Raw genomic sequence first — 24,834 nt, 5'->3', positions numbered from 1 at the left:
GGATTTTCTCATTATTCTGGTTACAGGCATGGCGGGGCAACCGCCGCGCCTCGCTAGTCCGCCAATTCCGCCTGCAGGGCTGCCCGCACACAGTACAGCGCGCCAGCCGCCACCCGGCCTTCGAAGCGCGTGGCGATCTGGGCTACCGGCGGTAATTCGCCCTCGTCCTCGAGGAAGGCATCCTGGATTTCCGCCAGCAGATCCTCCGGCAGGTCCAGGGCCTGTTCCAGGGCGATCTGCTGTCCGGCGATGGCCTCGGCCAATAGTGCATAGACATTCTTTTCCGAGCAATTGAGCTGCCGCGCCACCTGCTCGGGCGTCATGCCGGCACGTACCAAGGTCAGCACCTCGTGGCGCACGTCGGCCACCGGCGGTGGCGCGGCATCGCCGTCATTGAGAGCGTCGAGAAAGGCCTGGCCATAGCGCTCCAGCTTGCGCGCACCCACACCGCTGACGCGGCTCATCTCGTCCAGCGAGCGCGGCTGGCTGCGCAGCATCTCCAGCAGGGTGGCGTCGGGGAAGATCACATAGGGCGGCACCGAGTGCTCTTCGGCCAGCTTGCGTCTCAGGGTGCGCAGGACCTCCCAGAGCTCGCGCTCGGCGGCGCGCACCAGCTGGCTGGCGGCGCTGGCCGAGCCGCTGCCACTGCTGCCCCGGCCACGCTGGGGCTTGGGATCGCGGCGCAATTCGATGCGGACCTCGCCCCGCAGCAGGGGGCGACAGCTCTCGGTCAGGCGCAGGCCGCCGAAGCCGTCGACATCCACTTCGGCCAGGCCGCGGGCGACCAGTTGGCGGAACAGGGTGCGCCACTCGTCTTCGCCGCGGGCCTTGCCCAAGCCGAACACGGCCAGGCGCTGATGGCCGAGGCTTACGATCTTTTCGGTTTCCCGACCGAGCAGGATGTCGACCAGGTGCCCTACCCCATAGCGCTGACCGCTGCGGTAGATGGCCGACAGCGCCTGGCGCGCCGGCTCGGTGGCGTCCCAGGTCTCCACGGTATCGATGCAGTTGTCGCAATGGCCGCAGGGCTGGGGCAGATGTTCGTCGAAATAGGCCAGCAGCACCTGGCGCCGGCAGCGCGTTTCCTCGCACAGCGCCAGCATGGCTTCGAGCTTGTGCCGCTCGATGCGCTTGTGGCGCTCGTCGCCCTCGGAGTTCTGCATCATCTGTCGCAGCAAGAGCACGTCCTGCAGGCCGTAGGCCATCCAGGCGTCGGCCGGCAGGCCATCGCGGCCGGCACGCCCGGTTTCCTGGTAGTAGGCTTCCAGGCTCTTGGGCAGATCGAGGTGGGCGACGAAGCGTACGTTGGGCTTGTCGATGCCCATGCCGAAGGCGATGGTGGCGACCATGATCAGCCCTTCCTCGTTGAGGAAACGCTTCTGGTTGGCGGCGCGCACGTCATTGGGCAGGCCGGCGTGATAGGGCAAGGCCGGAAAACCCTGGTTGCTGAGCTGCTCGGCCACCTCCTCCACCTTCTTGCGCGACATGCAGTAGACGATGCCGGCATCGCCGCGTCGCTCGGCCAGAAAGGCCAGCAGCTGCTTGCGCGGCGCTTCCTTGGGCACGATGCGGTAGAAGATGTTGGGCCGGTCGAAGCTGGAGAGAAAGCGCTCGGCCTGCTCCAGGTGCAGGCGGCTGGCCATCTCTTCGCGAGTACGGGAATCGGCAGTGGCGGTGAGCGCCAGGCGCGGCACGTCGGGGAAGTGTTCGGCCAGCTGACCGAGCTGCATGTATTCCGGACGGAAGTCATGCCCCCACTGGGACACGCAGTGGGCTTCGTCGATGGCGAACAGGGCGATCGGCAGGCGCTTGAGGAAATCCAGCATGCGCGGCTGGACCAGGCGCTCGGGTGCCAGATAGAGCAGCTTGATCTCGCCCCGCTCCAGTTGCGCGGCGACGGATCTCTGCTGTTCACCGGTCATGGTGGAGTTGAGCGCGGTAGCCGCCACCCCCAGCTCCAGGAGGGTAGCGACTTGATCGTCCATCAATGCAATCAAGGGCGAGACCACCACCGCCACACCGGGGCGCATGAGGGCCGGCACCTGATAGCAGAGCGACTTGCCCCCGCCCGTGGGCATCAGCACCAGCGCATCGCCACCGCCGGCCACGCGCTCGATGATCCGGGCCTGGTTGCCACGGAACGCGTCGTAGCCAAAGACGTCTTTAAGGATGCGCAGCGCAGGTTCTGACATGAAGCCTCCTCGAATGGAAAGGCCATTATACGGATGCCGAGGTCGCTGCGGCGGTGCTTTTCCGTCGGCCGCCCCCTGGCCGTCAGGTTCGACGTGACCCGGGCGCTCGTCTACAATTCCGGCCGTTGCGCCCTTTCGAATCCTTTCCGAGGTAAGTAGCCGATGTCCTTCGCCGAACAATTGACCCGTCTGCGCGATTTTCTCGATGCAGACGATCTGCACGAAGAAGCGCTCGACTACGTAGCCGCCCATGGCTACCTGACCGCCCTGTCCATCTGCCCGGATGAGGTTCCCGAACGCGAGTGGATCGACGCCCTCTTCGCCGAGCCGCCGCAGTATCGCGACGCCGCCCAGCAGGAAGAGATCGAGCGCTCCCTGGTGCAGCTCAAGGCGCATATCCTGCGCGTGCTGGGCAGTGACGAAGAGCTGGACCTGCCCTGCGACCTGGAGCTCGGCCCCGAGCCGGACGACTCCGAGCTGCGCGGCTGGTGCATTGGCTTCATGGAAGGCGTGTTCCTGCGCGAAGCCGTGTGGTTCGAAGATGCCGAGGACGAAGTCAGCGAGCTGCTGCTGCCGATCATGGTCGGTTCGGGTCTGTTCGACGAACAGCCGGAATTCGCCGAGATCGCCCAGGACCGCCGTCTGGTCGCCGACATGATGGTACAGATTCCGGAATTGCTGACCCAGCTGTTCCTGCTCTGCCATTCCCCGGAAGAAAAGCCGGCGCTGCTCAAGCCGCGTCACTGAGCGATGGACGAGGCCACTCCCAGACCTCGCCAGCGCAAGGGCTGGGTCCGCTACCTGCTGCTGGGCCTCGGCTGGCTCAGCGTGGCCTTGGGCATCATCGGCGCCTTTCTGCCGCTGCTGCCCACCACGCCCTTCCTGCTGCTGGCCGCGGCCTGCTTCATGCGCAGTTCGGAGCGCTTCTACCTGTGGCTGATCAATCACAGATGGTTGGGCCCCTGGGTCAAGCCCTATCTGGAAGGCGAAGGCATCCCGCTCAAGGGCAAGGTCTACGCCATCGTCGCCATGTGGGTCAGCGTGGGGTTTTCCTGCTGGCTGGTGCCCTACCTCTGGGCACGGGTGGCGGCCTTCACCAGTTGCGCGGCGGTGACGGTCTACCTGCTCCGGCAGAAGACCCGGCGCTAGCCAAGCGACCGACATGAAAAAGGGCGATCAGTGATGATCGCCCTTTTTCATGGGAGACGCAGCGGCGCTCAGGCGGCGCTGGCCATGGGGGTCGGCGGCGCCTGATCGGGGACGGTGGGCTCGCCCGGTTCGCTGGGCTGGACGGGCGCCGGATCGGGCTGATCGGGTTCGCCGCCGGCACGGGGCATGGCGAGGGCGACAAGGCGGGCGAATGGGTCGGGCTGGCGGATCGGGAAGCTGGACATGGGGTGACTCCTCTGCTGACTCTCTAGGTAGAGTGGTCCGGCACCTGGGTAATTCCCTCAGTCCCCCGGCTCTGCCCCGCCATGATTGCGTGCGAAGGTTTCCGGCCCCATGGCGGCGATCTGGCCGTCGATCAGCGCCTCGAAAGGCGCCAGCAGGGCATCGAAGCGGCGTGGAGCCTCCAGCGCATTCAACGCCGCGACCACGGCCTCCACGGTCGACAGCGCATCCGGCACCGGGGCCTTGCGCACCCGGTAGCGCGAGGGTGCCCCGGGCGGCAGGGTGAGCCTGGGCAAGGCCGCCAGCAGCGGATTGGCGTGCAGCAGCAACCGCGCCTTGCGCCAGGTGCCGTCGGGAATCACCAGCAGCCGTGGCGCTTCGGACTCGGCAGCGGGCGGCAACAGATCGACCGTGATCGCCTCGGGTCCGGGAAACAGCAGCCAGGCGTCATGATCGGCGAGCCAGAGCGGCAGGTCGGGAAAGGTCTCGCCAATCTCCAGCTGCGCATTGCCGAGCCCCAGGGCGGCCAGGCGTGCCGTATTGAGGGGATGGCGCCGTTCGCTGGGGTGCTGCAGCAACAGCACCCGGGTACGATTGGCCAGTGAGGGGATCAGCGCGCACAGGCAGAGCCACAGGGGACGCTGGCAGCGTGCGCAGGCGGGACGGGACATCAGGGCTTCCGCAGCGAATCGGGGCGGCGATCATACCGGATCGCCGCCGCCCTACCCGGCCTTAGCGATTGAAGCGGGCGGTGAGGTCGTGCAGGTAGTCGGCCATGCCTTCCAGTTCGCGACTCAGCTCCGAGCCGCGACGGGCCTGGGCGGAACTGTGATCGGAGAGATCGGCGATGCGGCTGAGCTGGCGATTGATGTCTTCGGAGACGTGACTCTGCTCTTCCACCGCGGTGGCCATCTGCTGGCTCATGGCGGTGATGAGGCTGACCGACGCACTGATGCCTTCCAGGGATTCGCGTACCGCTGCCGAGTGGCGCTCGCTCTGGCGCGAGGTCTCTTCGCCACGACTGGCGGTGGCCACGGCGCGGTCGGCATTGGCCTGCAGATTGGCGATGATCTGGTGGATCTGTTCGGTGGATTCACGGGTGCGCGAGGCCAGCGAGCGGACCTCATCGGCCACCACGGCGAAACCACGACCCGCCTCACCGGCACGGGCGGCCTCGATGGCGGCGTTGAGCGCCAGCAGGTTGGTCTGTTCGGCGATGGCGGTGATGACGTCGGCGACGCTGCCGATGCTCTGGGTCGAATTGGCCAGCTCGCCCACCGCCTGACCGATGTCGCTGACCGCCGTACCGAGTTCGCGCATGGAGGTCAGGCTCTCTTCGGCCTTGTCACGCCCGGAATGCACCAGGCTCTCGGCATTGGCGGCGGCCTGGGCGGTCTCCTGGACGTTTTGCGAGACCTCATGGATGGTGGAGGTCATCTGGGTGATGGCGGCGGCGGACTGGTCGGTCTCGTGGCGCTGCTGATCCAGCAATTCGGCCTCGGACTGGGCCAGCTGGGAGGATTCGCGCGCCTTGACGCGCACGCTGTCGCCGACATCGGCCAGGCGGGTCAGGGCCGTCTGCAGCCGCGCGGCTTCGCTGTGCAGCGCCAGATCCAGGCGCGCCGGGGCGCCGCACTGGTCGCTGTAGGTCGGGGCCACAACGGCGCTGGAAAACATCTTCGGATGAGCGGCGAGGATGCGCTCGATGCTGGCGCGCTGGCGATAGAGCTGATGGACGCTGATACCCAGCAGCGCCGCGACGATGAGGACCGCCTGAGGGGTGTCATCGAGCAGGAAGTGGCCGCTCAGGATCACTCCGGTGGCCGCCACCGTCGACCAGCAGGCGGCGATGGCGCTGCCCAGGCGTCGAGTCACGGGCACGGGCGCCTTGCCGGCATTGATGCGGGCATAGAGTTCGCCGGCGCGACGGACTTCGCTGGCGCTGGGCAGCGAACGCACGGATTCGTAGCCGATCATCCGGCCCTGTTCGAGGATCGGGGTGACATAGGCGCTCACCCAGTAGAAATCGCCGTTCTTGCAGCGATTCTTGACGATGCCCATCCACGGCTTGCCTTCCTTGAGGGTCGCCCACATGTGGCCGAACACCGGCGGCGGCATGTCGGGATGACGCACCAGATTGTGCGGACTGCCGATCAGCTCCTCCCGGGTATAGCCACTGATGGCGATGAAGGCCTCGTTGCAGTAGGTGATGTTCCCCTGCAGGTCAGTGGTGGAGATGAGTCGTTCTTCATCCTTGAAGGTACGGCCTTGCTGGGTGACCGGCAAATTCGTGCGCATGCGGGTGCCTTATCTAGCGGGTTATCTACTCTGTGCGACATCAACCAGTTCAATAGTGGCCAACTGCCTGCACAGGCGACAACGGTAACCATTTGGTTATCGTCCTACTAACTATCGGCATGTTGCATCTGGGCTTTAAGGATGCGCTGAAAACTCTGGATAAGCGGCTCTCTGCCGCGCCCTCGGCGGCTTATGAGGGAGAACGGCGCCTGATAGCCGAAGGTGGCCGGCTGCAGCGCCTTGAGCCGGCCCTGGTCGACCCAGGCGTGGACATAGTGCTCCGGGAGATAGCCGATATAGGCGCCCGAGAGGATCAGGATCAGCTGCGCCTCCATGCTTTCCACGGTGGCGGCGCTTTCCTTGAAGCCATGGCGCGCCAGCTCGGCCTGACTCCAGTAGCCGCGCCGCACCATCCGCTGCCGGGTGATCACCTCGGCGGGAATGCGCCGCTCCTGGAACAGCGGATGGCGATCACTGCAATAGAGCCAGTGCTGCTCGCGATACAGCGGCTGATAGACCACCCCGTTCATCCGCGCGGAAAAGGCACCTACCGCCAGATCCAAGCGACCCTCCAGCACGCCGAGCTGCAATTCATAGGGGCTGGTCACGGCCAGGTGCAGGTGCACGCCGGGATAGTCATGGGTATAGCGGCCGATCACCTTGGCCAGCGGCAATGCCGGTTCGCTGGACAGCGAATCCAGCACGCCGAGGTTGAGGGTGCCGCTCAATTCGCCCTTGAGGGTGGTGGCGTAGCGTTCGAAGCCCTCGATCTCGCCCAGGATGCGCAGGGTTTCCTGATGGAAGAGTTCACCCTTGCTGGTCAGGGCGAAGCCGCCCCGACCGCGATGACAGAGGGTCACGCCGAGTTGGCCTTCCAACTGGCTCATGTAGGTGCTGATGGCCGAGGTGGACAGGTTCAGTTCCTGCTGCGCCGCGGCGAACCCCTGGTGGCGTACCACGCAGGCGAACAGCTTGAGCAGGCGGATGTCGTGGAGGGCATTGGCCATGGCGGACTCCCGTGGACGCGGCCCGGCAGTCTAGCCATTAGTTCAGAAATCTCTGAAGTGATTTTTTGCCCGGGCCGATTCTTCGGTTGACGGCGGCTTTGCACAATCGAGCCATCAGCACAACGAGGATGACCCGTGGAAAAGATCCTGCACCAGCCGCTGGGCGGCAACGAGATGCCCCGTTTTGGCGGCATCGCCAGCATGCTGCGACTGCCCCACCTCGCTTCTGCCCGTGGCCTCGACGCCGCCTTCATCGGCATCCCGCTGGATATCGGTACCTCGCTGCGTTCCGGCACCCGCTTCGGTCCGCGGCAGCTGCGCAGCGAATCGGTGATGATCCGGCCGTACAACATGGCCACCGGCGCGGCGCCCTTCGATTCCCTGAGTGTCGCCGACCTGGGCGACGTCGCCATCAACACCTTCAACCTGCTCGATACGGTGCGGCTGATCGAGGAGCATTACGACCGGGTGCTGGAACACGATGTCATCCCCCTCACCCTGGGCGGCGATCACACCCTCACCTTGCCGATCCTGCGCGCCATGAAGAAGAAGTACGGCAAGATCGGCCTGGTGCACGTGGATGCCCACGCCGATGTCAACGAGCACATGTTCGGCGAGAAGATCGCCCATGGCACCACCTTCCGCCGCGCCGTGGAGGAAGGCCTGCTCGACTGCGACCGGGTGGTGCAGATCGGCCTGCGCGCCCAGGGCTACGCCGCCGACGATTTCGACTGGTGTCGCGAGCAGGGCTTTCGGGTGGTCCAGGCCGAGGAATGCTGGCACAGATCGCTGACGCCGCTGATGGCCGAGGTGCGCGAGCGGGTCGGGGGCGGACCGGTGTATCTGTCCTACGACATCGACAGCATCGACCCGGCCTGGGCACCGGGGACCGGCACCCCGGAGATCGGCGGCCTGACCACCATCCAGGCACTGGAGATCATCCGCGGCTGCCAGGGCCTCGACCTGGTGGGCTGCGACCTGGTCGAGGTCTCGCCGCCCTATGACACCACCGGCAATACCGCGCTGCTCGGTGCCAATCTGCTCTACGAAATGCTCTGCGTGCTGCCGGGGGTGGCCTACCGCTGAGTTCCAAGAGCCGGTTCAAAGGCTCGCGAGCTAGAGCCAAACAGGGCGAAAAGACCTGAGGAAGCGGATCGGACTCGCGCACGAGCTTGCGAGGGGTAAATGCGCATCCCGAAGGTCTTTCCAACGCCGTTTGGCCGACGCGCAGCAGACGTTGAACAGGCTCTGAGGTGCGGCGACCCGCCATGATGGTCGCCCACCCGCTGTCTTTTCGCTGCCGAACACCGGTGGGCCACCTGGCCCGCCGACAACAAGAACGCGGGTCCAGCCTGCGTATAACCGTGTCGAGGCGTCATCCATGGACCATCATGACGGCATCACCCGTATCGAAACCTTCGGCGTCGAGCAGATTCCCGACCACGAACGCCAGGCCACCCCCTTCGATCTGTTCCGCCTGATCTTCGGCGGGGCCAACACCTTCGCCACCGCCGTGCTCGGTAGCTTTCCGATCCTGTTCGGGCTGTCCTTCGAGGCCGGGGTACTGGCCATCGCGACCGGGGTCCTGTGTGGCGCCCTGATCCTGGCGCCCATGGGACTGTTCGGCGCGCTGAACGGCACCAACAACGCCGTCTCCTCCGGTGCCCATTTCGGGGTCCACGGTCGTATCGTCGGTTCCTTTCTTTCGCTGCTGACCGCCATCGCCTTCTTTTCGCTCTCGGTATGGAGTTCCGGCGACGCCCTGGTGGGCGGCGCGCAGCGCCTGGTCGGACTGCCGGAAAACGCCCTCAGCCTGGGGCTGGCCTACGGGCTGTTCGCCGTGCTGGTGCTGACGGTCTGCCTCTATGGCTTTCGCTTCATGCTGTGGGTCAACAAGATCGCCGTGGTCAGTGCCAGCCTGCTGTTCCTGCTCGGTATCCCGGCCTTCGCCGGCGGCTTCGACGCCGGTTACGCCGGCACCCTGCAACCGGGTCAGCCGGGCTTCTGGGCGGCCTTCGTCGGTGCAGCCCTGGTGGCCATGAGCAACCCGGTGTCCTTCGGCGCCTTTCTCGGCGACTGGTCGCGCTACATTCCACGGCAGACACCGCGCTGGCGCATCCTGCTGGCGGTGATCGCGGCCCAGGCCGCCACCCTGATTCCCTTCCTGTTCGGCCTGGCCACCGCCTCGCTGGTCGCGACCAGGGCTCCCGACTATATCGCGCAAAACAACTATGTGGGCGGCCTGCTGGCCATCGCCCCCACCTGGTACTTCCTGCCGGTGTGCCTGCTGGCGATCATCGGTGGCCTGTCCACCGGCACCACGGCGCTCTATGGCACCGGCCTGGATCTCTCCAGCGTGCTGCCCCGGCTACTGACCCGGGTGCGGGCGACCCTGCTGATCGGCCTGGCGGCCATCGCCTTCATCTTCATCGGGCGCTTCAGCTTCAATCTGGTGCAGAGCGTCTCCACCTTCGCCGTGCTGATCGTGACCTGCACCAGCCCCTGGATGGTGATCATGATCCTCGGGCTAGTGGTCCGCCGGGGCTTCTATTGCCCGGACGACCTGCAGGTGTTCACCCGCGGCGAGCAGGGTGGCCGCTACTGGTTCCACCATGGCTGGAACTGGCGCGGCATGGGCGCCTGGATTCCCAGCGCCCTGCTCGGCCTCGCCTTCGTCAATCTGCCCGGTCAGTTCGTGGGGCCCCTGGGTGAGCTGGCGGGCGGCATCGACCTGAGCCTGCCGCTGGCCCTGGGCAGCGCCGCCCTGCTCTATCTGCTGCTGCTCCTGCTGTTCCCGGAACCGGCTGCCGTCTATGGGCCGGCCGGCCCGCGGCGCCCCAGACGCAGTCGTGCCCGCACCTCGCTTACCGGCATCCGCGCCGCCTGATACCTGAACCCTGTCACGGGTCGGTGCGCCCGGCCCTGTCTAGTCCTGCAAGAGATTCCGTCATGATCCTGGATATTTCCGTCGTCCTGGCCTACGCCCTGGCCATGCTGCTGCTCGGCTGGTACGGCATGCGCCGCGCCCGCAGTCAGGAAGAATTCCTCGTCGCCGGTCGCAACCTCGGCCCGGCCTGCTACCTGGGCACCATGGCCGCCACGGTGCTGGGTGGCGCCGCCACCGTGGGCACGGTACGCCTCGGCTACGTCCACGGGCTGTCCGGTTTCTGGCTGTGCGCCATGCTGGGTGGTGGCATCCTGGTGCTCAATCTGTTTCTCGCCAAACCCCTGCTGAAGTTGCGCATCTACACCGTGACGCAAGTGCTGGAACGGCGCTATACGCCCCTCGCCCGCCAGGCCAGCGCCGCCATCATGTTCGTCTATGCGCTGATGCTGAGCGTGGTCTCGGTGCTGGCCATGGGCACGGTGATCCAGGTGCTGTTCGAGCTGCCCTTCTGGAGCGCCATCCTGCTCGGTGGGAGTGTGGTGGTGATCTATTCCAGCATCGGCGGCATGTGGTCGCTGACGCTGACCGACATCGTCCAGTTCGTCATCAAGACCGCAGGCCTGATGTTCGTGCTGCTGCCGATCTGCCTGACCCGGGTCGGTGGCTGGGATGCCCTGGCGGCCACGCTGCCGGCCAGTGCCTTCGCCCTGACCTCCCTCGGCTACGACACCATCTTCACCTACTTCCTGATCTACTTCTTCGGCATCCTCATCGGCCAGGACATCTGGCAGCGGGTCTTCACCGCCCGCAGCGAGGGCGTGGCGCGCGTGGCGGGCAGCCTGGCCGGCGTCTATTGCGTGATCTACGGCTTGGTGGGCGCGCTGATCGGCATGTGTGCCCGGGTGCTGCTGCCGGACCTCGCCGACGCCAACAACGCCTTCGCCGCCATCGTCCGCAGTGCCTTGCCGGACGGTATCCGCGGCCTGGTGATCGCCGCTGCCCTGGCCGCCATGATGTCCACTGCCAGTGCCGGCCTGCTGGCGGCCGCCACCACCCTGACCGAGGACCTCCTGCCGCGACTGCGCGGCGGCCAGGCCTCGACCCTGGGCATGGCCCGGTTGTTCACCCTGCTCACTGGTCTTGCCGTGCTCGCCATCGCCCTGCTGGTAAATGACGTCATCGGCGCCCTGACCTTGGCGTACAACCTGCTGGTGGGTGGCATCCTGGTGCCACTGCTGGGGGCGATCCTCTGGCCGCGCGCCACCACGGCGGGCGCCCTGGCCAGTATGCTGCTGGGTTCCGGGGCGGCCATCGTCTTCATGCTCAAGGACGGCCTGGAGGCCAATACACCGATCTACTTCAGCCTCGGCCTGAGCCTGGCCAGCTTCACGCTGGTGAGTCTGCTCACGACGCGCCCTCAGGTAGCGCCGCGGGCCGCCTGATCGCCCGCCTAGCTGACCGAACTGCGGGTCCGCTGCACCGCATGAACCTCGCTCAGGATCAGGCCGCTGACCGGGCGCATCGGCATCCGGGCCAGGTCGATGCGCAGGTCTTGGGTCGGCACCTGATAGGTCATGTCCTGTAGCAGGAGGCGCAGGGCGGAGGTCATGAGTTCCAAGGCGATGCCCTCGCCCGGACAGCGGTGCTGATGGGCCACTTCACCGCCGCCCTGGGGCACGAAGGCGGCCTCTGGTGCCTGTTCCATGAGAAAGCGCGTGGGATCGAACACCTCGGGACGCTCCCAGCTGCGCGGATCGCGATTGGTGCCATAGAGATCCAGCAAGACCCGCGTACCGCGAAGAAAGGTGACGCCGTGCCATTCGAAGGTTTCCCGCACCCGCGCCACGGTGAAGGGAAAGAAGGCATAGAAGCGGCGCACCTCCTGGGCGAAGGGCACCCGGGCGGCGGGATCGGCTCTCAGCCGTTCACGCCAGGCCGGTTGCTTGTACAGCGCCAGGGCGGCGAAGGTGGAAAAGCGCGCCACGGCCACCGTCGGCCGCAGCACATTGAGCAGCTCCACCGCCGCCACCCGCGGCGACAGCAGCTGGCCGTCCACCTCGCGGTGCTGCGCGATCAGCGCCAGGGCGCTGCCGGCAGGCGCCGGCTGCCGGCGGGCCTGCTCGACCTGGCGACCGAGCCAGAGCTCCAGCCGCTGTCGAGCGCGGCGGGCGCCCAGGTTGGTCAGACCCACGCGGCCGCTTCCCTCGATCAGGGCGACCAGCTCGGAACAGCGTTGCCCTTCATCCTCAATGCCCAGTGCGACACCGGCCCAGTCACAGACCGCGCGGGTATAGAGGCGATGCAATTCGTCCAGCAACACGATCTCGCCGCGGCTCTGCCAGTTGGCCAGTCTGGCGCGCCACTCCTGCTCCACCCGGGTGATCAAGGCTTCCACCCGCGTCGACCGGGTGATGTCGAGGAACACCGCCTTGCGCAGGCGATGGGCGGTGCCGTCCAGGCCCTGGACGCCGCCTTCGCCGAAGAGCGTCTTGCGCAGCTGACGAGGCGCAGCATCCACCCGACTGAAGCGCTCTTCACGATAGAACAGCTCGACCGCCGCCGGGCCGCGCAGGCAGAGGGTGGGCCGCAGGAGCAGGCGTGTGGCGAAGACATCGCTTTCCAGGCGTTCACAGCGATTGCTGATGAAGGCATAGCCTTCGCGCCGCAGTGCCAGGCTCGAATCGAAGGCCGGGAGCTTGGGCAGGATGGACATTGGAGGGCTCCAGGGTAGCGGATAGACCTGCTCGTGGGACCGCTGGCAAGCGCCGCCGGTGCCTCCGTCGCGCTTGCGGTTTTTGCCAGCGAAACCGCGCCGACACCGGGCCGCTGCGCTCGAACGGCAGCGCCCGAAGACCGGTCCATGCTGCTGGGATCGCCGTCGCGATGCTCCGCTTTCCGCACAAGGCGCCCGTGCTTGAACACCCTTCGCTGCTCTCGTCTGCAACTCGCCCTGCTGCTGATGCTGGCGCTAATGACCCTGACGCTCGGCTGGGCACCCTTCGACCGTCTGACCTGGATGATAGAGCAACTGCTGGTGCTCGCTGCGCTGGTGGGCGCCGCCCTCGTACAGCGGCGCAGCGGGCTGTCGGCCAGCGCCAGCCTGCAACTCTGCGGCTTTCTGCTGCTGCACCAGGTCGGCGCTCACTACACCTATTCCCAGGTGCCCTACGACGAGGCCTGGCAGGCGCTGACCGGTGTTCGCCTGGACGAGGCGCTGGGCCTGGGACGCAATCACTACGACCGGCTGGTGCATTTCGCCTATGGCCTGCTGCTGGCGCGCCCCGTTCGCGAGGTGGTCCAGGGCCTGACCGGACTGCGCGGCTGGCGGAGCGCCTATGTGGCCCTGGAATTCGTGCTGGCCTCCTCGGCCGGCTACGAGCTGATGGAATGGCTGGGCGCCGACCTGCTGGCGGGCGCTGCCGCCGAAGCCTTCGTCGGCGCCCAGGGCGATCCCTGGGATGCGCAAAAGGATATGGCCCTGGCCTTTCTCGGCGCCCTGCTCTCGCTGATCTGCCGCCATGGCTGGCCCGGTCGCCGCGGGACCGGCCAGGGCGTTTCTCGGCCTAGCAGGTGATCACGGGTTCCAGGGCTTCCAGCCAGCAGACCACCGCCACGGCGCCGCCATCGGGAATGCCGCGGGCGCGCTCCCCCAGGTAGCTGGCGCGGCCCTGGGCTGGCAGCATCCCGGCGGTGGCCGCGGCGCCCTGGCGAGCGGCGGCGAGGGCTGTGGCAAAGGACTGCGTCGGGCTGGCGCCCGCCTGGGCACCGGCCAGCAGGGCATCCGCGGCCGGGCGCAAGGCATCGAGCATGGTGCGCTGGCCCGGCTGGGCGCCACCCAGTTCGGCCAGCGCCTGGACGCCGCCATCCAGGGCCTCGGCCCATTGGGCCAGCGTGGGTCGCTCCACCCCGTCCAGCACCTGGGCGGCGCGGACCAGTGCGCAGGCGTAGAAGGGTCCGGAGCTGCCGCCGATGGCTCGGCGCAGTGCCTGACCGATGGCTGCCAGGGCGCTGGCCGGGGTGTACCAGGCACTGGCGGGCAAGGCGCGCATCGCTTTAGCGCCACGAGCCAGGCTGGTGCCCAGGTCGCCATCACCGGCGCGACTGTCCAGATCGGTGAGGCGGGCTTCGTTGGCCAGCAGGCTGGCGATGATCGCAGCGGCAGCCGCCTGCAGACGCTCTGCCAGGGGGCCGGGGGTATGGGGAGTTGTTTCGGCTGCCGCCGCGGGTGCGGGCAGCAGGGTGGGCGCAGCCGGGACCTGGCCGCAGCCCGGCCAGGCGCGGGCCTGGGTCGGCGCATCGAGCAGCGCCAGGCGCGCCTCGTCTACCGGCAACAGCGACAGCGAACAGCCGGGCATGTCCAGGGCGCTGAGGAAGGTGCCGGTCCAGGCGCGTTCCACCACCAGGTTCCGCTGGCGCAACTGGATCAGCGCCGCCCGCGCTACCAGGGCGAGTTCCAGCGGCGGCGTCGCGCCCAGGCCATTGACCAGCAGCACCAGGCGCGTGCCCGCTGGATAGCCGCCGTCTTCGATGAGGGTATCCAGCAGCCGCCCCACGGTGGCGTCGGCGCCCAGCCGGGGACCGCGCTCGACGCCCTGCTCGCCATGGATGCCGAGGCCCCACTCCACCTCGTCGTCCGCCAACTGGAAACCCGGATGCCCCACCGCCGGCACCGTACAGGCGCCCAGGGCGACACCCATGCTGCGCAGCTCGGCGCTCGCGGCGCGGGCCAGGCCGGCCACCTCGGCCAGGGGTCGTCCGGCAGCGGCCGCGGCGCCCGCGAGCTTGTGGATCAGCACGGTACCCGCGATGCCCCGGCGCTTTTCCGGCGCTACGGTGTGCCGCAGAGCCGCATCGTCCGCCACCAGCACCGTCTCGACCGGGATGCCTTCGCTGCGCGCCAGTTCGGCGGCCAGGCCGAAGTTGAGACGGTCGCCGGTGTAGTTCTTGACCACCAGCAGGGCGCCGGCAGGACCGGCCGCGGCACGGATGGCGGCCAGCACGGCATCCACGCTGGGCGAGGTGAAGACGTCTCCCGCCACCGCCGCGCTCAGCATGCCCTCGCCGACATAGCCGGCATGGGCCGGTTCGTGGCCGCTGCCGCCGCCGGAAATCACCGCTACCGGGCGATCGCCCACAGAGGCCAGGGGCTGGCGCAGGATGACCTGCTCCTCGGCCAGCAGGGCCAGGCCGGGATCCAGGCTGACGAGACCTTCGAGCAGTTCGCGAACCACCGTGGTGGGGCTATTGATCAGCTTCTTCATCGGGGACTCCTGAGGGCGAGAGGTCGCCGCAGTATGGCACGGGCTCCCGCCACTGCCTGGCAGCGGCCTGAACGCTTCACTTGGCCAGGCGCAGCGGCCTTCCGCCGGACCGGGGCGGCAGGCTATCGTTGGCCTGGGAAGCTTTTCACGACCGGGATGTCTCACGCTGTTAGCCAGCCGCTCTCCTGCGAGCGCTCCCCACCGAGGTCTGTCATGCCGATCAAGATCGTTCCGCGCTCTGCCTGCCTGGGGTCGGAGATCACCCCCGAAGCCGTCTACCTGTCCCGGCGCCAGCTGCTCGGTGCCGGCGGCGCCCTGCTCGCCGGCACCGCCCTGCCCGGCTGGGCCTTGGCGGCCGCCTCCAGCTATGGCGACGTCGAAGCCGCCAAGGGCCCGGACTGGTTCGAACGCAAGCTGCCCGATACCCGCTGGCAGGCGGCCACGGTCAAGGGCGAGGACATAACCCCCTTCAAGGACGCCACCCACTACAACAACTTCTATGAGTTCGGGCCGGACAAGAGCGATCCCGCGGCCCATGCCGCTCAGCTACCGACCCAGCCCTGGAGCGTGGTGGTCGATGGCGAGGTGGGTAAACCCGGCACCTACGGCCTGGAGGACCTCTTCGGCCCGGATACCCTGGAAGAGCGCATCTACCGCATGAGATGCGTCGAGGCCTGGTCCATGGTCATCCCCTGGCTGGGCTTTCCGCTGGCCAGCCTGCTCAAGCGCGTCGAACCCACCGGCAAGGCGCGCTACGTGAAGTTCGAGACGCTCAAGGACCCGCAGCACATGCCCGGCATGAACTCCAGCTTCGCCCTGCTGGACTGGCCCTATGTGGAAGGCCTGCGCCTGGATGAGGCCATGCATCCGCTGACGCTGATGACGGTGGGCATGTACGGTCGGGTGCTGCCCAACCAGAATGGCGCGCCGCTGCGCCTGATCGTGCCTTGGAAATACGGCTTCAAGGGCATCAAGTCCATCGTCCGCATCAGCCTGGTGGCCGAGCAGCCACGCACCACCTGGCAGGGCATGGCGCCCAACGAGTATGGCTTCTATGCCAACGTCAATCCGGAAGTGGACCACCCGCGCTGGAGTCAGGCCCGCGAACGTCGCCTACCCAGCGGCCTGTTCAGCCCCAACGTGCGGCCGACGCTGATGTTCAATGGCTATGGCGAGGAAGTGGCCTCGCTCTACAGCGGCATGGATCTGCGGAGAAACTATTGATGGGTGTACTGCTATGGCGGGTGGCGGTGTTCGTCGCCGCGCTCGGCCCGCCGCTGTGGTGGCTGTATCAGGCCTGGATCTTCGCCCTCGGCCCGGATCCGGGCAAGGCGCTGGTGGACAAGCTGGGGACCGGCGCCCTGGTGCTGCTGCTGCTGACGCTGGGTCTGACCCCGCTGACGCGCCTCACCCGCTGGAAGCTCTGGCCGGTGATCCGCCGCCAGCTCGGCCTCTGGACCTTCGCCTATGCCCTGCTGCACTTCCTGGGCTACCTGGCCTTCGTGCTGGGCTTCGACCTGTCGCAACTGGGCGTGGAGTTGCAGCGCCGCCCCTACATCATCGTCGGAGCCGCGGCCCTGCTGATCCTGCTGGTCCTGGCCGTCACCTCCAATCGCCCGGCCATGCGCCGCCTGGGCAAGCGCTGGAAGGAGCTGCACAGACTGGCCTACCTGGTGCTGGGCCTGGGGCTCCTGCATTACCTCTGGATCGTGCGCTCGGACCTGGAAGAGTGGGCGATCTACGCTGCCATCGGCGCCGCGCTGCTGGCCTTCCGCCTGGTGGATGGCTGGCGTAGAAAAAGACGCAGTCGGGCAGCGGCCGTCCCCGCTCGCTGATTACCACCGTCGGGCGGAGGGGTTGACCCTTCATGCTTCCAGAGTATCGGGGTGGTATTAATAATACCTGCCCAGGACTGCGGGTGGACCGCCAAGGCTTAGCATGGCGGTCGTATTGAACAGGCCTGGCGCACGTGGCCAGGCCTTTGCCCTGGAGGCGGTCGATCAGCGCTGCGCGGCCTGGCGCAGACCCTTCAGGGTGTTGAGCGGGGCATCCACGACGAAGCTGTTGGCCAGCCAGGACGGCACGCTGCCCCCCGGTTCGCTCTGGGCCTCATAGGTCACTTCCGAGCCGCCGTTCTTCGGCACCACGCGCCATTGGCCCTGGAAGCTCGCGACCCGCACATAGCCATCGGCAGCGGGACGATAGTCCGGCTGGCCTTCGAGGGTGCGGGTAAAGCCGCCATCGGGAGTCTTCTCCTCGGTGATGTGCAGCACCACGTCACGGGCGGTCACCGGCCAGGGCATGTCGATGCGCATGTAGGTCCAGGCCTGGTTGTCCTGGCGCTTGAGCACCTGCAGCGACTGGCAGCGGAAGATCCATTTGCAGGAGCCCAGCGGATCGTCCTGCAGCTTGGCGATGGTGGCCGGATCGGCCTTGATCTGGACCACGCCGCGGTAGGCCTTGTACTTGGAGCCGGCGATGGCGCGGGTGTAGACCTGGATGCCGTCTTCCTGCTTGGCGAGTTGCCAGTCCTCGGCCTGGGCCAGGCCAGTGGCTGCGAGCAGGGTCAGGGCGAGGATGGAGCGAAGCGGCTTGTGCATGGGACGTCCCTTGTTGTTGTGGTTGTCGGAGAGCGCAATTCAAAACCGGATCAGGCGGCGGTTTCACCTTCGAGGCGCAGCAGGATGGCCATGGCCTCGGCGCTGCTGGTACCGCAGAACGCCAGCTCGGCCTTGAAGCCGCCGCACACCGCCGGGCGTTGCGGCGAGCCGAACAGGTCGCAGCGGTTGGTGCTGTCCAGATGGGCACAGCGCACCCCGGAGGGCTTGCCCTGGGGCATGCGTGGCAGCGGTGAGGAGATCGACGGCGCGATGCAACAGGCGCCACAACCCGGACGGCACTCCATGGGTGGAACTCGCAGATAAAGAGGCTTCGAGCTTAAGAGCAAGACTGACGCCTCACAAGCGGATCGTGACCAGATGTCGCTATCGAGTCATGAATGTAACATTCATTCGCAGCTCGCCACGCAACCCCACGGCCTTTCCACCGTCTTATCTGCGACGATCGAGGCGGCTCCCCGAGGGCGTGACGATGAAGCATTGGCTGGTGCTGGACCTGGAGGCGACCACCGACGAAGGCGGCTGGCCGCTGGAGTTGATGGAAATCATCGAGATCGGCGCGGTGATGGTGAACGTCGAGGGGAAGGAGCTGGATCGCTACCAGAGCTTCGTCCAGCCCGAGCGCCTGCCACTGCTGACGCCCTTCTGCCGCGATCTCACCCACATCAGCCAGGCCGACGTCGATGGCGCCGAGCCGCTGGCAGGCACCTGGCTGAGCTTCGAGCGCTGGCTGGGCGCCTATGAAACCACCCTGGCCGGCTGGTGCAGCTGGGGCGATTTCGACCGCCGCCTGCTGGAGCGCGCCTGGCGCGAGCACGATCTGCATACCCACCTGGCGCGGGTACCACACCGCAACCTCAAGCAGGCGTTCGCCAAGGCCCGTGGCCTGGCGCGACCGCTGGGGCTCACCGCTGCCCTGGAATCGGCGGGACTGGCCTTTACCGGGGTGCTGCACCGTGCCGAGACCGACGCGCGCAACACCGCCAAGCTGTTGCCCGCCAGCCTGCCGGCCTTCGCGCGCTAGCCTCGTCTGGAGCGGTGACAGTGGGGCTCGGCCTTGGGCATACTCGCCGACGGTTCTAACCGCTCTCGCACAAGGAAATCCGATGTTCAAGGTCAACGAATACTTCGACGGCACCGTCAAATCCATCGCCTTCAGCCTCAAGTCCAAGCCCGCCACCCTCGGCGTCATGGCCCCCGGCGAATACGAATTCGGCACCAGCCAGCTGGAAGTCATGCACGTGGTGGCCGGCGCCCTGACCGTCAAGCTGCCGGGTAGCGATACCTGGGAAACCTTCACCGCGGGCAGCCAGTTCACCGTGCCGGCCGATGCCAAGTTCCAGCTCAAGGTCGCGGAAGACACCGCCTATCTCTGCGAATACCACTGAGTCCGCGCATCCCGTCTCTCGGCTATCCAAGCCGACTGGCGGGAGGTCGCCATCCCGCCTGAACGCTTCCGCTTCGCCTCGGTCCTAAGCGACACCGCCGCTTTCGGAGCCGTCGCCATGTCGCCAGTCGCAGCCCAGGGCCCTCGCCAGCCGAGCCACGCCCGCCCCTTCGAGCAGCAGCCCCGGAATCTCCCGACGCATGGGATAGCCCTTGCGCAGGGCGTCGAACGCCTGGGCGCGCGCCAGGGCCGGCAAGCCGAGGGTCGCGCGTAGCGCCGCATCGTCGTCGCGCGGATCATAGACCGCGCGGCAGACCCGCCTGAAGGCCGTCGCCTCCGGCGTATCCCCGCCAAACACCAGGCGCTCCAGCTGCTGCGGCGGCAACAGCTCGCTCAGACTCAACCGCGGTGTTTCCCCGCTCCAGGCGCAGAACGCCTCGTAGATCTGCGCCGTGCCGCGCCATTTGCCTTCCAGGCTGTGCCCGGCGATATGGGGCGTCACCAGCTGGCACAGGCGGGCCAGTTCAGGATCGATACCCGGCTCGCCTTCCCAGACATCCAGCGCCACCTCGAGCTCGGCGCCGCTGGCCAGACGCGCACGCAGCGCGGCGTTGTCGACCACCTCGCCCCGGCAGGCATTGAGCAGCCAGGTCCCTCGGCGCAGGCTGGCCAGGCGGGCGGCATCGAACAGGTGCAGGGTGCGCTGCTCGCCATCACGGATCAGCGGGGTGTGCAGACAGAGCACGTCGCAGCGCCCGATCAATTCGTCGAGGCTGTGGAAGTCGCCGCCCTCTGCCACCGCGCGGGGTGGATCGCAGACCAGCACTGTCCAGCCCAGCCCCCGCAACGCCTCGGCCAGGCGGCCACCGACCTGGCCGGCGCCGATGATGCCATAGGTGCGCTGGGCCAGGTCGGCGCCGGTGCCATCGGCCAGTGCCAGCAGGGCGCCGAGTACCCAATCCACCACGCCGCGGGCATTGCAGCCGGGCGCGTTGCTCCAGCGGATGCCCGCCTGGTCCAGATGGCCGAGGTCCAGGTGATCGGTGCCTATGGTGCAGGTGCCGACGAAGCCGACCCTGGACCCCGCCAGCAGAGCCGCGTCGACGCGGGTGATGGAACGCACCAGCAGCGCATCGGCGCGAATCACGGCAGCGCGATCGAAGGCGCGACCGGGCAGGCGTTCGAGGGTCGCATGGGGACCGAAGAAGGCGTCCAGCAGCGGAATGTTTTCGTCGGCGAGAATGTGCATGCCTGGCACTCGCAAGGGCGGGGACCGGCACTTTAGCAGGCCATCGGCGGCAGGCAACGGGCGCCGCAAGGGTTGCCACCCGGGCCATGAGGACTAGACTATCGGCCCCGAAGCTGACCGAACGATCAAGTGACCTCCTCCCTGCCCCGCATCAGACGTGAATTCGGCGCCCTGCTCTCCCTGGCCGCGCCCATCGTCATCGCCCAGCTCTCCCATTCGGCCATGGGCTTCGTCGACGCCGTCATGGCCGGTCGCGTCGGCCCGCTCGACCTCGCCGCCGTCGCCCTGGGCAACTCCGTGTGGATTCCGGTGTTCCTGCTGATGACCGGCATCCTGCTGGCGACCACGCCCAAGGTGGCCGAGCGCCACGGCGGCGGCCGCAGCCAGGAGATCGGCCCGCTGGTGCGCCAGGCGCTGTGGCTGGCCCTGGGTTGTGGCCTCATCGCCAGCCTGCTGCTGCTCAATGCCCGACCGCTGCTGGTGGCCATGCATGTCGACGCCCAACTGATCGGGCCGACCCTGCTCTATCTCAAGGGCATCGCCATGGGTCTGCCCGCCACGGCCTTCTACTATGTGCTGCGCTGCTTCAGCGACGGCCTCGGGCGGACCCGACCGGCGATGCTGGTAGGCCTTGCCGGCCTGGCGCTGAACGTGCCGCTGAACTGGATGTTCATCCATGGGCACCTGGGCCTGCCAGCCCTGGGCGGCGCCGGTTGCGGCTTCGCCTCGGGCACGGTGATGTGGGCGATGCTGCTGGCCATGCTGGCGATCATCCGCACCGAGCGCTATCGCGCCTGCGCCCTCTTCGCCCGCTTCGAGCGACCGCACGGACCGACGCTGCGCGCCCTGCTGGCCATCGGCGTGCCCATCGGCATCGCGGTGTTCGCCGAATCCAGCATCTTTTCCGTGGTGGCCCTGCTGATCGGCGAGCTGGGTCCGACCGTGGTCGCCGGGCACCAGGTGGCGCTCAACTTCTCCGGCCTGGTATTCATGGTGCCCCTGGCCCTAGGCATGGCGGTGACGGTGCGGGTCGGCCAGGCACTGGGGCGCGGCGAACCGCGCGCGGCGCGCTTTTCCGCCGGGGTCGGCATGGCCGCCGGGCTGCTCTGCGCCTGCGTTTCCTGCACCCTGATGCTGACCGCACGCACGGCGATCGCCGGGCTCTATTCCCAGGACCTGGCGGTGATCCAACTGGCGGCTGCGCTGCTGGTGTTCGCCGGCATCTTCCAGTTCTCCGATGCCATCCAGGTGACCGCCGCGGGCGCCCTGCGCGGTTATCAGGACACCCGCGCGACCATGATCATCACCCTGCTGGCCTACTGGGGCGTGGGCCTGCCGGTGGGCTGGGCGCTGGGCCTGAGTGACTGGTTCGGCGCCCCGCGAGGCCCGGCCGGTCTCTGGCAGGGGCTGGTGCTGGGCCTGACCTGCGCGGCCATCCTGCTGTCGGTACGACTGGCCCGCAGCGCCCGTCGACGCATCCACAGCGCCTAGCGCACCGCCCTTGCTACACTGGCGCCCTCGCCTCGGCCGGCGGCCCTGCCGACCGGGACGGGCGTTTCCCTCTTTCGCGAGCGTGCGGCTTCGATGATCTTTCGTCTGCTACAACTCCTCTGCCTCTGCTTCCTGCTCATCGGCCCGGTTCAGGCCGCCCTGCCCGGGCTGCCGGGCGCCCAGAAGGACCAGGTCGACCCGCAATTCGGCCAGTCCCTGGACCAGGTCATCAAGACCCTGGAAAGCGAGCCGCAGCGCAATCGCCTGCTGGCGGATCTCAAGAAGCTGCAGGCAGCGCAGAACAAGGCCGAACCCAGCGCCTCCCAGGGCGTGATCGGGCTGATCACCGACACCATGACGGTGGTGGAGCAGCAGCTGCAGCGCGATAACCTGCGCGAACGCTGGCAATACCAGCTGGACCAGGCCGGCGCCGAACTGGCCGCCCTGGCACCAGCACCCGAGCAGCGCCTCAACCTGCTCTCGGGCTTCGTCGTCACTCTGGCTTTCTGGGCCGGTTGCGCCCTGGGCCTGAAGACCATCAGCCATCGCCTGCGGGTACGATTCGGGCTGTCCGAGGAGTTGCCGCTCAGGCCGCGTACCCTGGATCTGGTCCGTTTCGCCCTGCGCAAGCTGGCGCCCTGGCTGCTGGCCTTCATCCTGACCCTGGTGGTGTCGCTGTGGCTGCCGGATTCGCTGGGCAAGACGGTGGCCGTCGCCCTGGCCTATGCCGCGGTCACCGGCCCGCTGTTCGCCGCCACGGTGGTGGTGATCTGCTCCCTGCCCAGCGGCGCCCATCGCAGCCGCGCCCTGCTGATCCTGCGCCGACGCGCCTTCCGCCCGCTGTGGATCATCGGCAGCCTGGCCGCCCTGGGTGGCGCCGCCAGCGATCCGCACCTGGCCGAGACCCTGGGGCCACACCTCGCCGCGGTCATCGCCATCGGCGCCAACATCTGCGCGGCGCTGCTCACCGCCCAGTTCGCCCTGAGATTCCGCCGGCCCATCGCCCACCTGATCCGCAACCAGCCCCTGGCCAAGCGCCAGGCGCTACGAGGCCTGCAGGGCGTACGTCACCTGATCGCCCGACTCTGGCACCTGCCGCTGCTGATCCTGGTGGCGGTCTCGGTGGTGGCCACCTTCGTCTCCGCCGGAGACACCAGCGACGCCCTGCGCCGGGCGCTGCTGTTCGCCGTGACCATGGGCGCCGCCCTTGGGCTCAACGCCCTGGTGCGAGCGCGACTGCTGCACCGGCGCCATCACGGCCGCCTACAGGAAGCCTATGCCGAACGGCTGCGTGCCTTCTTCGTGCTGGTGCTGGGCATCGTCATCTGGCTGGTAGGGATCGAACTGGCCCTGCGCGCCTGGAATCTCTCGTTGCTGAGATTCAGCCAGGGTGACGGCCATGCGGTCGCCAGCAAGTTCTTTGGCCTGGGGGGCACCCTGCTGCTGGCCTGGCTGGTGTGGATCCTGGCCGACACCGCCATCCACCGTGGCCTCAACCTGCACCGCGTCAGCCCGAACAACGCCCGCGCCCAGACCATGTTGCCGCTGATCCGCAACGTGCTGTTCCTGACCATCTTCGTCATCGCCCTGATCGTCGCCCTGGCCAACATGGGCGTGAACGTCACCCCGCTGCTGGCCGGTGCCGGCGTCATCGGCCTGGCGGTCGGCTTCGGCGCCCAGAGCCTGGTGGCCGACCTCATCACCGGGCTGTTCATCATCATCGAGGATTCCCTGGCCATCGGCGACTACGTCGACGTGGGCAACCACCTGGGCACCGTCGAGGGCCTGACCATCCGTACCGTACGACTCCGCGACATCGACGGCATCGTCCACACCATCCCCTTCAGCGAGATCAAGAGCATCCAGAACTACTCGCGGCAGTTCGGCTACGCCATCTTCCGCCTGCCGATTCCCCAGGCGCTGTCGGTGGACAAGGCCATCGAGATGGTCCAGGAGGTCGGCCGCTCGCTGCGCCAGGACCCGCTGATGGGCCGGGACATCTGGTCGCCGCTGGAGCTGCAGGGAGTGGAAAGCTTCGATTCCGGCATGGCGATCCTGAGATTCCGCTTCAAGACCGCGCCGATCAAGCAGTGGGAGGTGTCGCGGGCCTTCAACCTCAGGCTCAAGCGCTACCTGGACGATGCCGGCATCGAGCTGGCCTCGCCGCGCATGAACGTGCGCTACGAGGTGGGTGGCTCGCCGCTGGATCAGGCGACGCGGGGCGGCCAGGCGTCGAGCGAGGGCTGACCCGGCTGCGCTGGCACGACCGCCGGCCCTCGCGACCGGCGGGAATAGTCTCTAGGGTGGGGATGACCTGCCCAAAGAGGATTTCCCATGTCCCTGCGTACCTTGCTCTGCTATGGCGACTCCAACACCCACGGCACCCGCCCCCTGACCCAGCCCGGCGTACTCCAACGCTTCGGTTGGGACGAGCGCTGGACCGGCGTCCTGGCCCGCGGGCTGGGCGCCGACTGGCGGGTGATCGAGGAAGGTCTGCCCGCCCGCACTACGGTGCATGACGATCCCATCGATGGCCACCACAAGAACGGCCTGAGCTATCTCAGGCCCTGCCTGGAGAGTCAGCTGCCCGTCGATGTCCTGCTGCTGATGCTGGGTACCAACGATCTCAAGGCACGGCTGTCGGTGACGCCCGCGGACATCGCCAGTGCCTTGCAGGTGCTGCTGGAAGAGATCAGGCGTTGCAATGCCGGACCGGACGGTGCCACCCCCAGGCTGATCGTCATGGCGCCGGCGCCCATCGAGGAAGTGGGCTTTCTTGGCGAGATCTTCGCCGGCGGTGCGGCCAAGTCTCGCGAGTTGGCCGCACGTTATCGCCAGGTCGCCGACGCCCAGGGCGCGGCCTTCGTCGATGCGGGCGAGGTCATCCAGGTGAGTCCGGTGGACGGCGTGCATTTCGCGGCTGACCAGCATCGCCGGCTGGGAGAGCATCTGGTGGAGGTGGTCAGAGCGGCCGCAAGCGCCTGAGCGTAGCGTGGACAACGGCGGAGCCTTGTCCACGGACTTGAGGCCACACGGTGGAAAACGCTGCGCG

Annotated in this window: 23 protein-coding genes and 1 pseudogene; 13 read left to right on the top strand and 11 right to left on the bottom strand. The window is 67.6% G+C overall.

Features of this window, described 5'->3' with window-relative positions:
- Positions 1-53: 53 nt before the first annotated feature.
- Positions 54-2,192 (bottom strand): DNA helicase RecQ, encoded by a 2,139-nt coding sequence (gene recQ / locus RCF34_RS21170; protein WP_308709956.1) that lies wholly within the window; start codon positions 2,190-2,192, stop codon positions 54-56.
- A 162-nt stretch (positions 2,193-2,354) separates the two neighbouring features.
- Here recQ and RCF34_RS21165 point away from each other — a divergent pair, with 162 nt between their 5' ends.
- Both RCF34_RS21165 and RCF34_RS21160 read left to right on the top strand, forming a co-directional pair.
- The gene (locus RCF34_RS21165) at positions 2,355-2,939 is read left to right on the top strand and encodes a YecA family protein (protein ID WP_308709955.1); all 585 of its coding nucleotides are present in this window, start codon (positions 2,355-2,357) and stop codon (positions 2,937-2,939) included.
- A gap of 3 nt (positions 2,940-2,942) precedes the next feature.
- Positions 2,943-3,341: a YbaN family protein gene (locus RCF34_RS21160; protein ID WP_308709954.1), complete on the top strand. Its 399-nt coding sequence runs from the start codon at positions 2,943-2,945 to the stop codon at positions 3,339-3,341.
- 68 nt (positions 3,342-3,409) lie between these two features.
- Here RCF34_RS21160 and RCF34_RS21155 read toward each other — a convergent pair whose 3' ends face one another.
- The 5 genes and pseudogenes from RCF34_RS21155 to RCF34_RS21140 all read right to left on the bottom strand — a co-directional run bounded on the left by RCF34_RS21155 (position 3,410) and on the right by RCF34_RS21140 (position 6,889).
- The gene (locus RCF34_RS21155; protein WP_308709953.1) at positions 3,410-3,586 is read right to left on the bottom strand and encodes a hypothetical protein; all 177 of its coding nucleotides are present in this window, start codon (positions 3,584-3,586) and stop codon (positions 3,410-3,412) included.
- 57 nt (positions 3,587-3,643) lie between these two features.
- Positions 3,644-4,255, bottom strand: coding sequence for a tRNA-uridine aminocarboxypropyltransferase (locus RCF34_RS21150; RefSeq protein WP_308709952.1), 612 nt, complete (start codon positions 4,253-4,255; stop codon positions 3,644-3,646).
- Positions 4,256-4,316: 61 nt separating this feature from the next.
- Positions 4,317-5,561: a methyl-accepting chemotaxis protein gene (locus RCF34_RS21145; RefSeq protein ID WP_374941226.1), complete on the bottom strand. Its 1,245-nt coding sequence runs from the start codon at positions 5,559-5,561 to the stop codon at positions 4,317-4,319.
- A pseudogene (locus RCF34_RS23205) lies at positions 5,556-5,882 on the bottom strand (PAS domain-containing protein); the annotation flags it as partial. The gene RCF34_RS21145 and the pseudogene RCF34_RS23205, both read right to left, overlap by 6 nt.
- Before the next feature lie 107 nt (positions 5,883-5,989).
- The gene (locus RCF34_RS21140; RefSeq protein WP_308709950.1) at positions 5,990-6,889 is read right to left on the bottom strand and encodes a LysR family transcriptional regulator; all 900 of its coding nucleotides are present in this window, start codon (positions 6,887-6,889) and stop codon (positions 5,990-5,992) included.
- A 135-nt stretch (positions 6,890-7,024) separates the two neighbouring features.
- On the opposite strand from RCF34_RS21140, the gene speB reads away from it, so the two are divergent.
- The 3 genes from speB (at position 7,025) to RCF34_RS21125 (ending at position 11,218) form a co-directional block, all read left to right on the top strand.
- The gene (gene speB / locus RCF34_RS21135) at positions 7,025-7,975 is read left to right on the top strand and encodes an agmatinase (RefSeq protein WP_308709949.1); all 951 of its coding nucleotides are present in this window, start codon (positions 7,025-7,027) and stop codon (positions 7,973-7,975) included.
- 295 nt (positions 7,976-8,270) lie between these two features.
- The gene (locus RCF34_RS21130) at positions 8,271-9,776 is read left to right on the top strand and encodes a cytosine permease (RefSeq protein WP_308709948.1); all 1,506 of its coding nucleotides are present in this window, start codon (positions 8,271-8,273) and stop codon (positions 9,774-9,776) included.
- A 62-nt stretch (positions 9,777-9,838) separates the two neighbouring features.
- Positions 9,839-11,218, top strand: coding sequence for a sodium:solute symporter (locus RCF34_RS21125; RefSeq protein ID WP_308709947.1), 1,380 nt, complete (start codon positions 9,839-9,841; stop codon positions 11,216-11,218).
- Positions 11,219-11,226: 8 nt separating this feature from the next.
- Here the strand turns inward: RCF34_RS21125 and RCF34_RS21120 are convergent, their stop codons facing one another.
- Positions 11,227-12,489: a cytochrome P450 gene (locus RCF34_RS21120; protein ID WP_308709946.1), complete on the bottom strand. Its 1,263-nt coding sequence runs from the start codon at positions 12,487-12,489 to the stop codon at positions 11,227-11,229.
- A 201-nt stretch (positions 12,490-12,690) separates the two neighbouring features.
- Here RCF34_RS21120 and RCF34_RS21115 point away from each other — a divergent pair, with 201 nt between their 5' ends.
- Positions 12,691-13,350: a DUF2238 domain-containing protein gene (locus tag RCF34_RS21115; protein ID WP_308709945.1), complete on the top strand. Its 660-nt coding sequence runs from the start codon at positions 12,691-12,693 to the stop codon at positions 13,348-13,350.
- On the opposite strand, the gene RCF34_RS21110 is transcribed toward RCF34_RS21115, so the two are convergent.
- Positions 13,340-15,037 carry a dihydroxyacetone kinase family protein gene (locus tag RCF34_RS21110; protein WP_308709944.1) on the bottom strand — a complete coding sequence of 566 codons (1,698 nt, stop codon included), beginning with the start codon at positions 15,035-15,037 and terminating at the stop codon, positions 13,340-13,342. The two genes, RCF34_RS21115 and RCF34_RS21110, sit on opposite strands and share 11 nt — an antisense overlap.
- 213 nt (positions 15,038-15,250) lie before the next feature.
- Between RCF34_RS21110 and msrP the strand changes: the two genes are divergently transcribed.
- Together msrP and msrQ are read left to right on the top strand one after the other, a co-directional pair.
- A complete protein-coding gene (gene msrP / locus RCF34_RS21105; RefSeq protein ID WP_308709943.1) occupies positions 15,251-16,261 on the top strand; it encodes a protein-methionine-sulfoxide reductase catalytic subunit MsrP in 1,011 nt (336 codons plus the stop codon).
- A complete protein-coding gene (gene msrQ, locus RCF34_RS21100; RefSeq protein ID WP_308709942.1) occupies positions 16,261-16,872 on the top strand; it encodes a protein-methionine-sulfoxide reductase heme-binding subunit MsrQ in 612 nt (203 codons plus the stop codon). The genes msrP and msrQ overlap by 1 nt, the downstream gene beginning before the upstream one ends.
- 165 nt (positions 16,873-17,037) lie before the next feature.
- On the opposite strand, the gene RCF34_RS21095 is transcribed toward msrQ, so the two are convergent.
- Positions 17,038-17,637, bottom strand: coding sequence for an START domain-containing protein (locus tag RCF34_RS21095; protein WP_308709941.1), 600 nt, complete (start codon positions 17,635-17,637; stop codon positions 17,038-17,040).
- 50 nt (positions 17,638-17,687) lie between these two features.
- Positions 17,688-17,942, bottom strand: a complete 255-nt coding sequence (locus tag RCF34_RS21090) for a YkgJ family cysteine cluster protein (RefSeq protein ID WP_308709940.1) — start codon at positions 17,940-17,942, stop codon at positions 17,688-17,690.
- A gap of 185 nt (positions 17,943-18,127) precedes the next feature.
- Between RCF34_RS21090 and RCF34_RS21085 the strand changes: the two genes are divergently transcribed.
- Complete coding sequence (locus RCF34_RS21085; protein WP_308709939.1) at positions 18,128-18,679, top strand: exonuclease domain-containing protein; 552 nt, start codon at positions 18,128-18,130, stop codon at positions 18,677-18,679.
- 82 nt (positions 18,680-18,761) lie between these two features.
- Entirely contained in the window at positions 18,762-19,043 is a 282-nt protein-coding gene (locus RCF34_RS21080; RefSeq protein WP_308709938.1) for a pyrimidine/purine nucleoside phosphorylase, read from the top strand.
- Positions 19,044-19,127: 84 nt separating this feature from the next.
- Here RCF34_RS21080 and pdxB read toward each other — a convergent pair whose 3' ends face one another.
- Complete coding sequence (gene pdxB / locus RCF34_RS21075; RefSeq protein ID WP_308709937.1) at positions 19,128-20,291, bottom strand: 4-phosphoerythronate dehydrogenase PdxB; 1,164 nt, start codon at positions 20,289-20,291, stop codon at positions 19,128-19,130.
- A 129-nt stretch (positions 20,292-20,420) separates the two neighbouring features.
- Between pdxB and RCF34_RS21070 the strand changes: the two genes are divergently transcribed.
- The 3 genes from RCF34_RS21070 to RCF34_RS21060 all read left to right on the top strand — a co-directional run bounded on the left by RCF34_RS21070 (position 20,421) and on the right by RCF34_RS21060 (position 24,767).
- Positions 20,421-21,782, top strand: a complete 1,362-nt coding sequence (locus RCF34_RS21070; RefSeq protein ID WP_308709936.1) for an MATE family efflux transporter — start codon at positions 20,421-20,423, stop codon at positions 21,780-21,782.
- Positions 21,783-21,875: 93 nt separating this feature from the next.
- Positions 21,876-24,029 (top strand): mechanosensitive ion channel family protein, encoded by a 2,154-nt coding sequence (locus tag RCF34_RS21065; protein WP_308709935.1) that lies wholly within the window; start codon positions 21,876-21,878, stop codon positions 24,027-24,029.
- Positions 24,030-24,116: 87 nt separating this feature from the next.
- Positions 24,117-24,767, top strand: coding sequence for an SGNH/GDSL hydrolase family protein (locus RCF34_RS21060; RefSeq protein ID WP_308709934.1), 651 nt, complete (start codon positions 24,117-24,119; stop codon positions 24,765-24,767).
- The last annotated feature ends 67 nt before the right edge of the window (positions 24,768-24,834 follow it).

It is taken from the genome of Pseudomonas sp. 102515, from assembly GCF_031085165.1.
Classification (GTDB): Bacteria; Pseudomonadota; Gammaproteobacteria; order Pseudomonadales; family Pseudomonadaceae; genus Chryseomonas.
Note: the sequence above shows the minus strand (reverse complement) of the source record. Positions and strands in the feature narration are given on the sequence as shown.

Coding starts and splice junctions, on each gene's coding strand:
- recQ (WP_308709956.1), bottom strand. CDS start 2,192: ATGTCAGAACCTGCGCTGCGCATCCTTAAAGACGTCTTTGGCTACGAC.
- RCF34_RS21165 (WP_308709955.1), top strand. CDS start 2,355: ATGTCCTTCGCCGAACAATTGACCCGTCTGCGCGATTTTCTCGATGCA.
- RCF34_RS21160 (WP_308709954.1), top strand. CDS start 2,943: ATGGACGAGGCCACTCCCAGACCTCGCCAGCGCAAGGGCTGGGTCCGC.
- RCF34_RS21155 (WP_308709953.1), bottom strand. CDS start 3,586: ATGTCCAGCTTCCCGATCCGCCAGCCCGACCCATTCGCCCGCCTTGTC.
- RCF34_RS21150 (WP_308709952.1), bottom strand. CDS start 4,255: ATGTCCCGTCCCGCCTGCGCACGCTGCCAGCGTCCCCTGTGGCTCTGC.
- RCF34_RS21145 (WP_374941226.1), bottom strand. CDS start 5,561: ATGATCGGCTACGAATCCGTGCGTTCGCTGCCCAGCGCCAGCGAAGTC.
- RCF34_RS21140 (WP_308709950.1), bottom strand. CDS start 6,889: ATGGCCAATGCCCTCCACGACATCCGCCTGCTCAAGCTGTTCGCCTGC.
- RCF34_RS21130 (WP_308709948.1), top strand. CDS start 8,271: ATGGACCATCATGACGGCATCACCCGTATCGAAACCTTCGGCGTCGAG.
- RCF34_RS21125 (WP_308709947.1), top strand. CDS start 9,839: ATGATCCTGGATATTTCCGTCGTCCTGGCCTACGCCCTGGCCATGCTG.
- RCF34_RS21120 (WP_308709946.1), bottom strand. CDS start 12,489: ATGTCCATCCTGCCCAAGCTCCCGGCCTTCGATTCGAGCCTGGCACTG.
- RCF34_RS21110 (WP_308709944.1), bottom strand. CDS start 15,037: ATGAAGAAGCTGATCAATAGCCCCACCACGGTGGTTCGCGAACTGCTC.
- msrP (WP_308709943.1), top strand. CDS start 15,251: ATGCCGATCAAGATCGTTCCGCGCTCTGCCTGCCTGGGGTCGGAGATC.
- msrQ (WP_308709942.1), top strand. CDS start 16,261: ATGGGTGTACTGCTATGGCGGGTGGCGGTGTTCGTCGCCGCGCTCGGC.
- RCF34_RS21095 (WP_308709941.1), bottom strand. CDS start 17,637: ATGCACAAGCCGCTTCGCTCCATCCTCGCCCTGACCCTGCTCGCAGCC.
- RCF34_RS21090 (WP_308709940.1), bottom strand. CDS start 17,942: ATGGAGTGCCGTCCGGGTTGTGGCGCCTGTTGCATCGCGCCGTCGATC.
- RCF34_RS21085 (WP_308709939.1), top strand. CDS start 18,128: ATGAAGCATTGGCTGGTGCTGGACCTGGAGGCGACCACCGACGAAGGC.
- RCF34_RS21080 (WP_308709938.1), top strand. CDS start 18,762: ATGTTCAAGGTCAACGAATACTTCGACGGCACCGTCAAATCCATCGCC.
- pdxB (WP_308709937.1), bottom strand. CDS start 20,291: ATGCACATTCTCGCCGACGAAAACATTCCGCTGCTGGACGCCTTCTTC.
- RCF34_RS21065 (WP_308709935.1), top strand. CDS start 21,876: ATGATCTTTCGTCTGCTACAACTCCTCTGCCTCTGCTTCCTGCTCATC.
- RCF34_RS21060 (WP_308709934.1), top strand. CDS start 24,117: ATGTCCCTGCGTACCTTGCTCTGCTATGGCGACTCCAACACCCACGGC.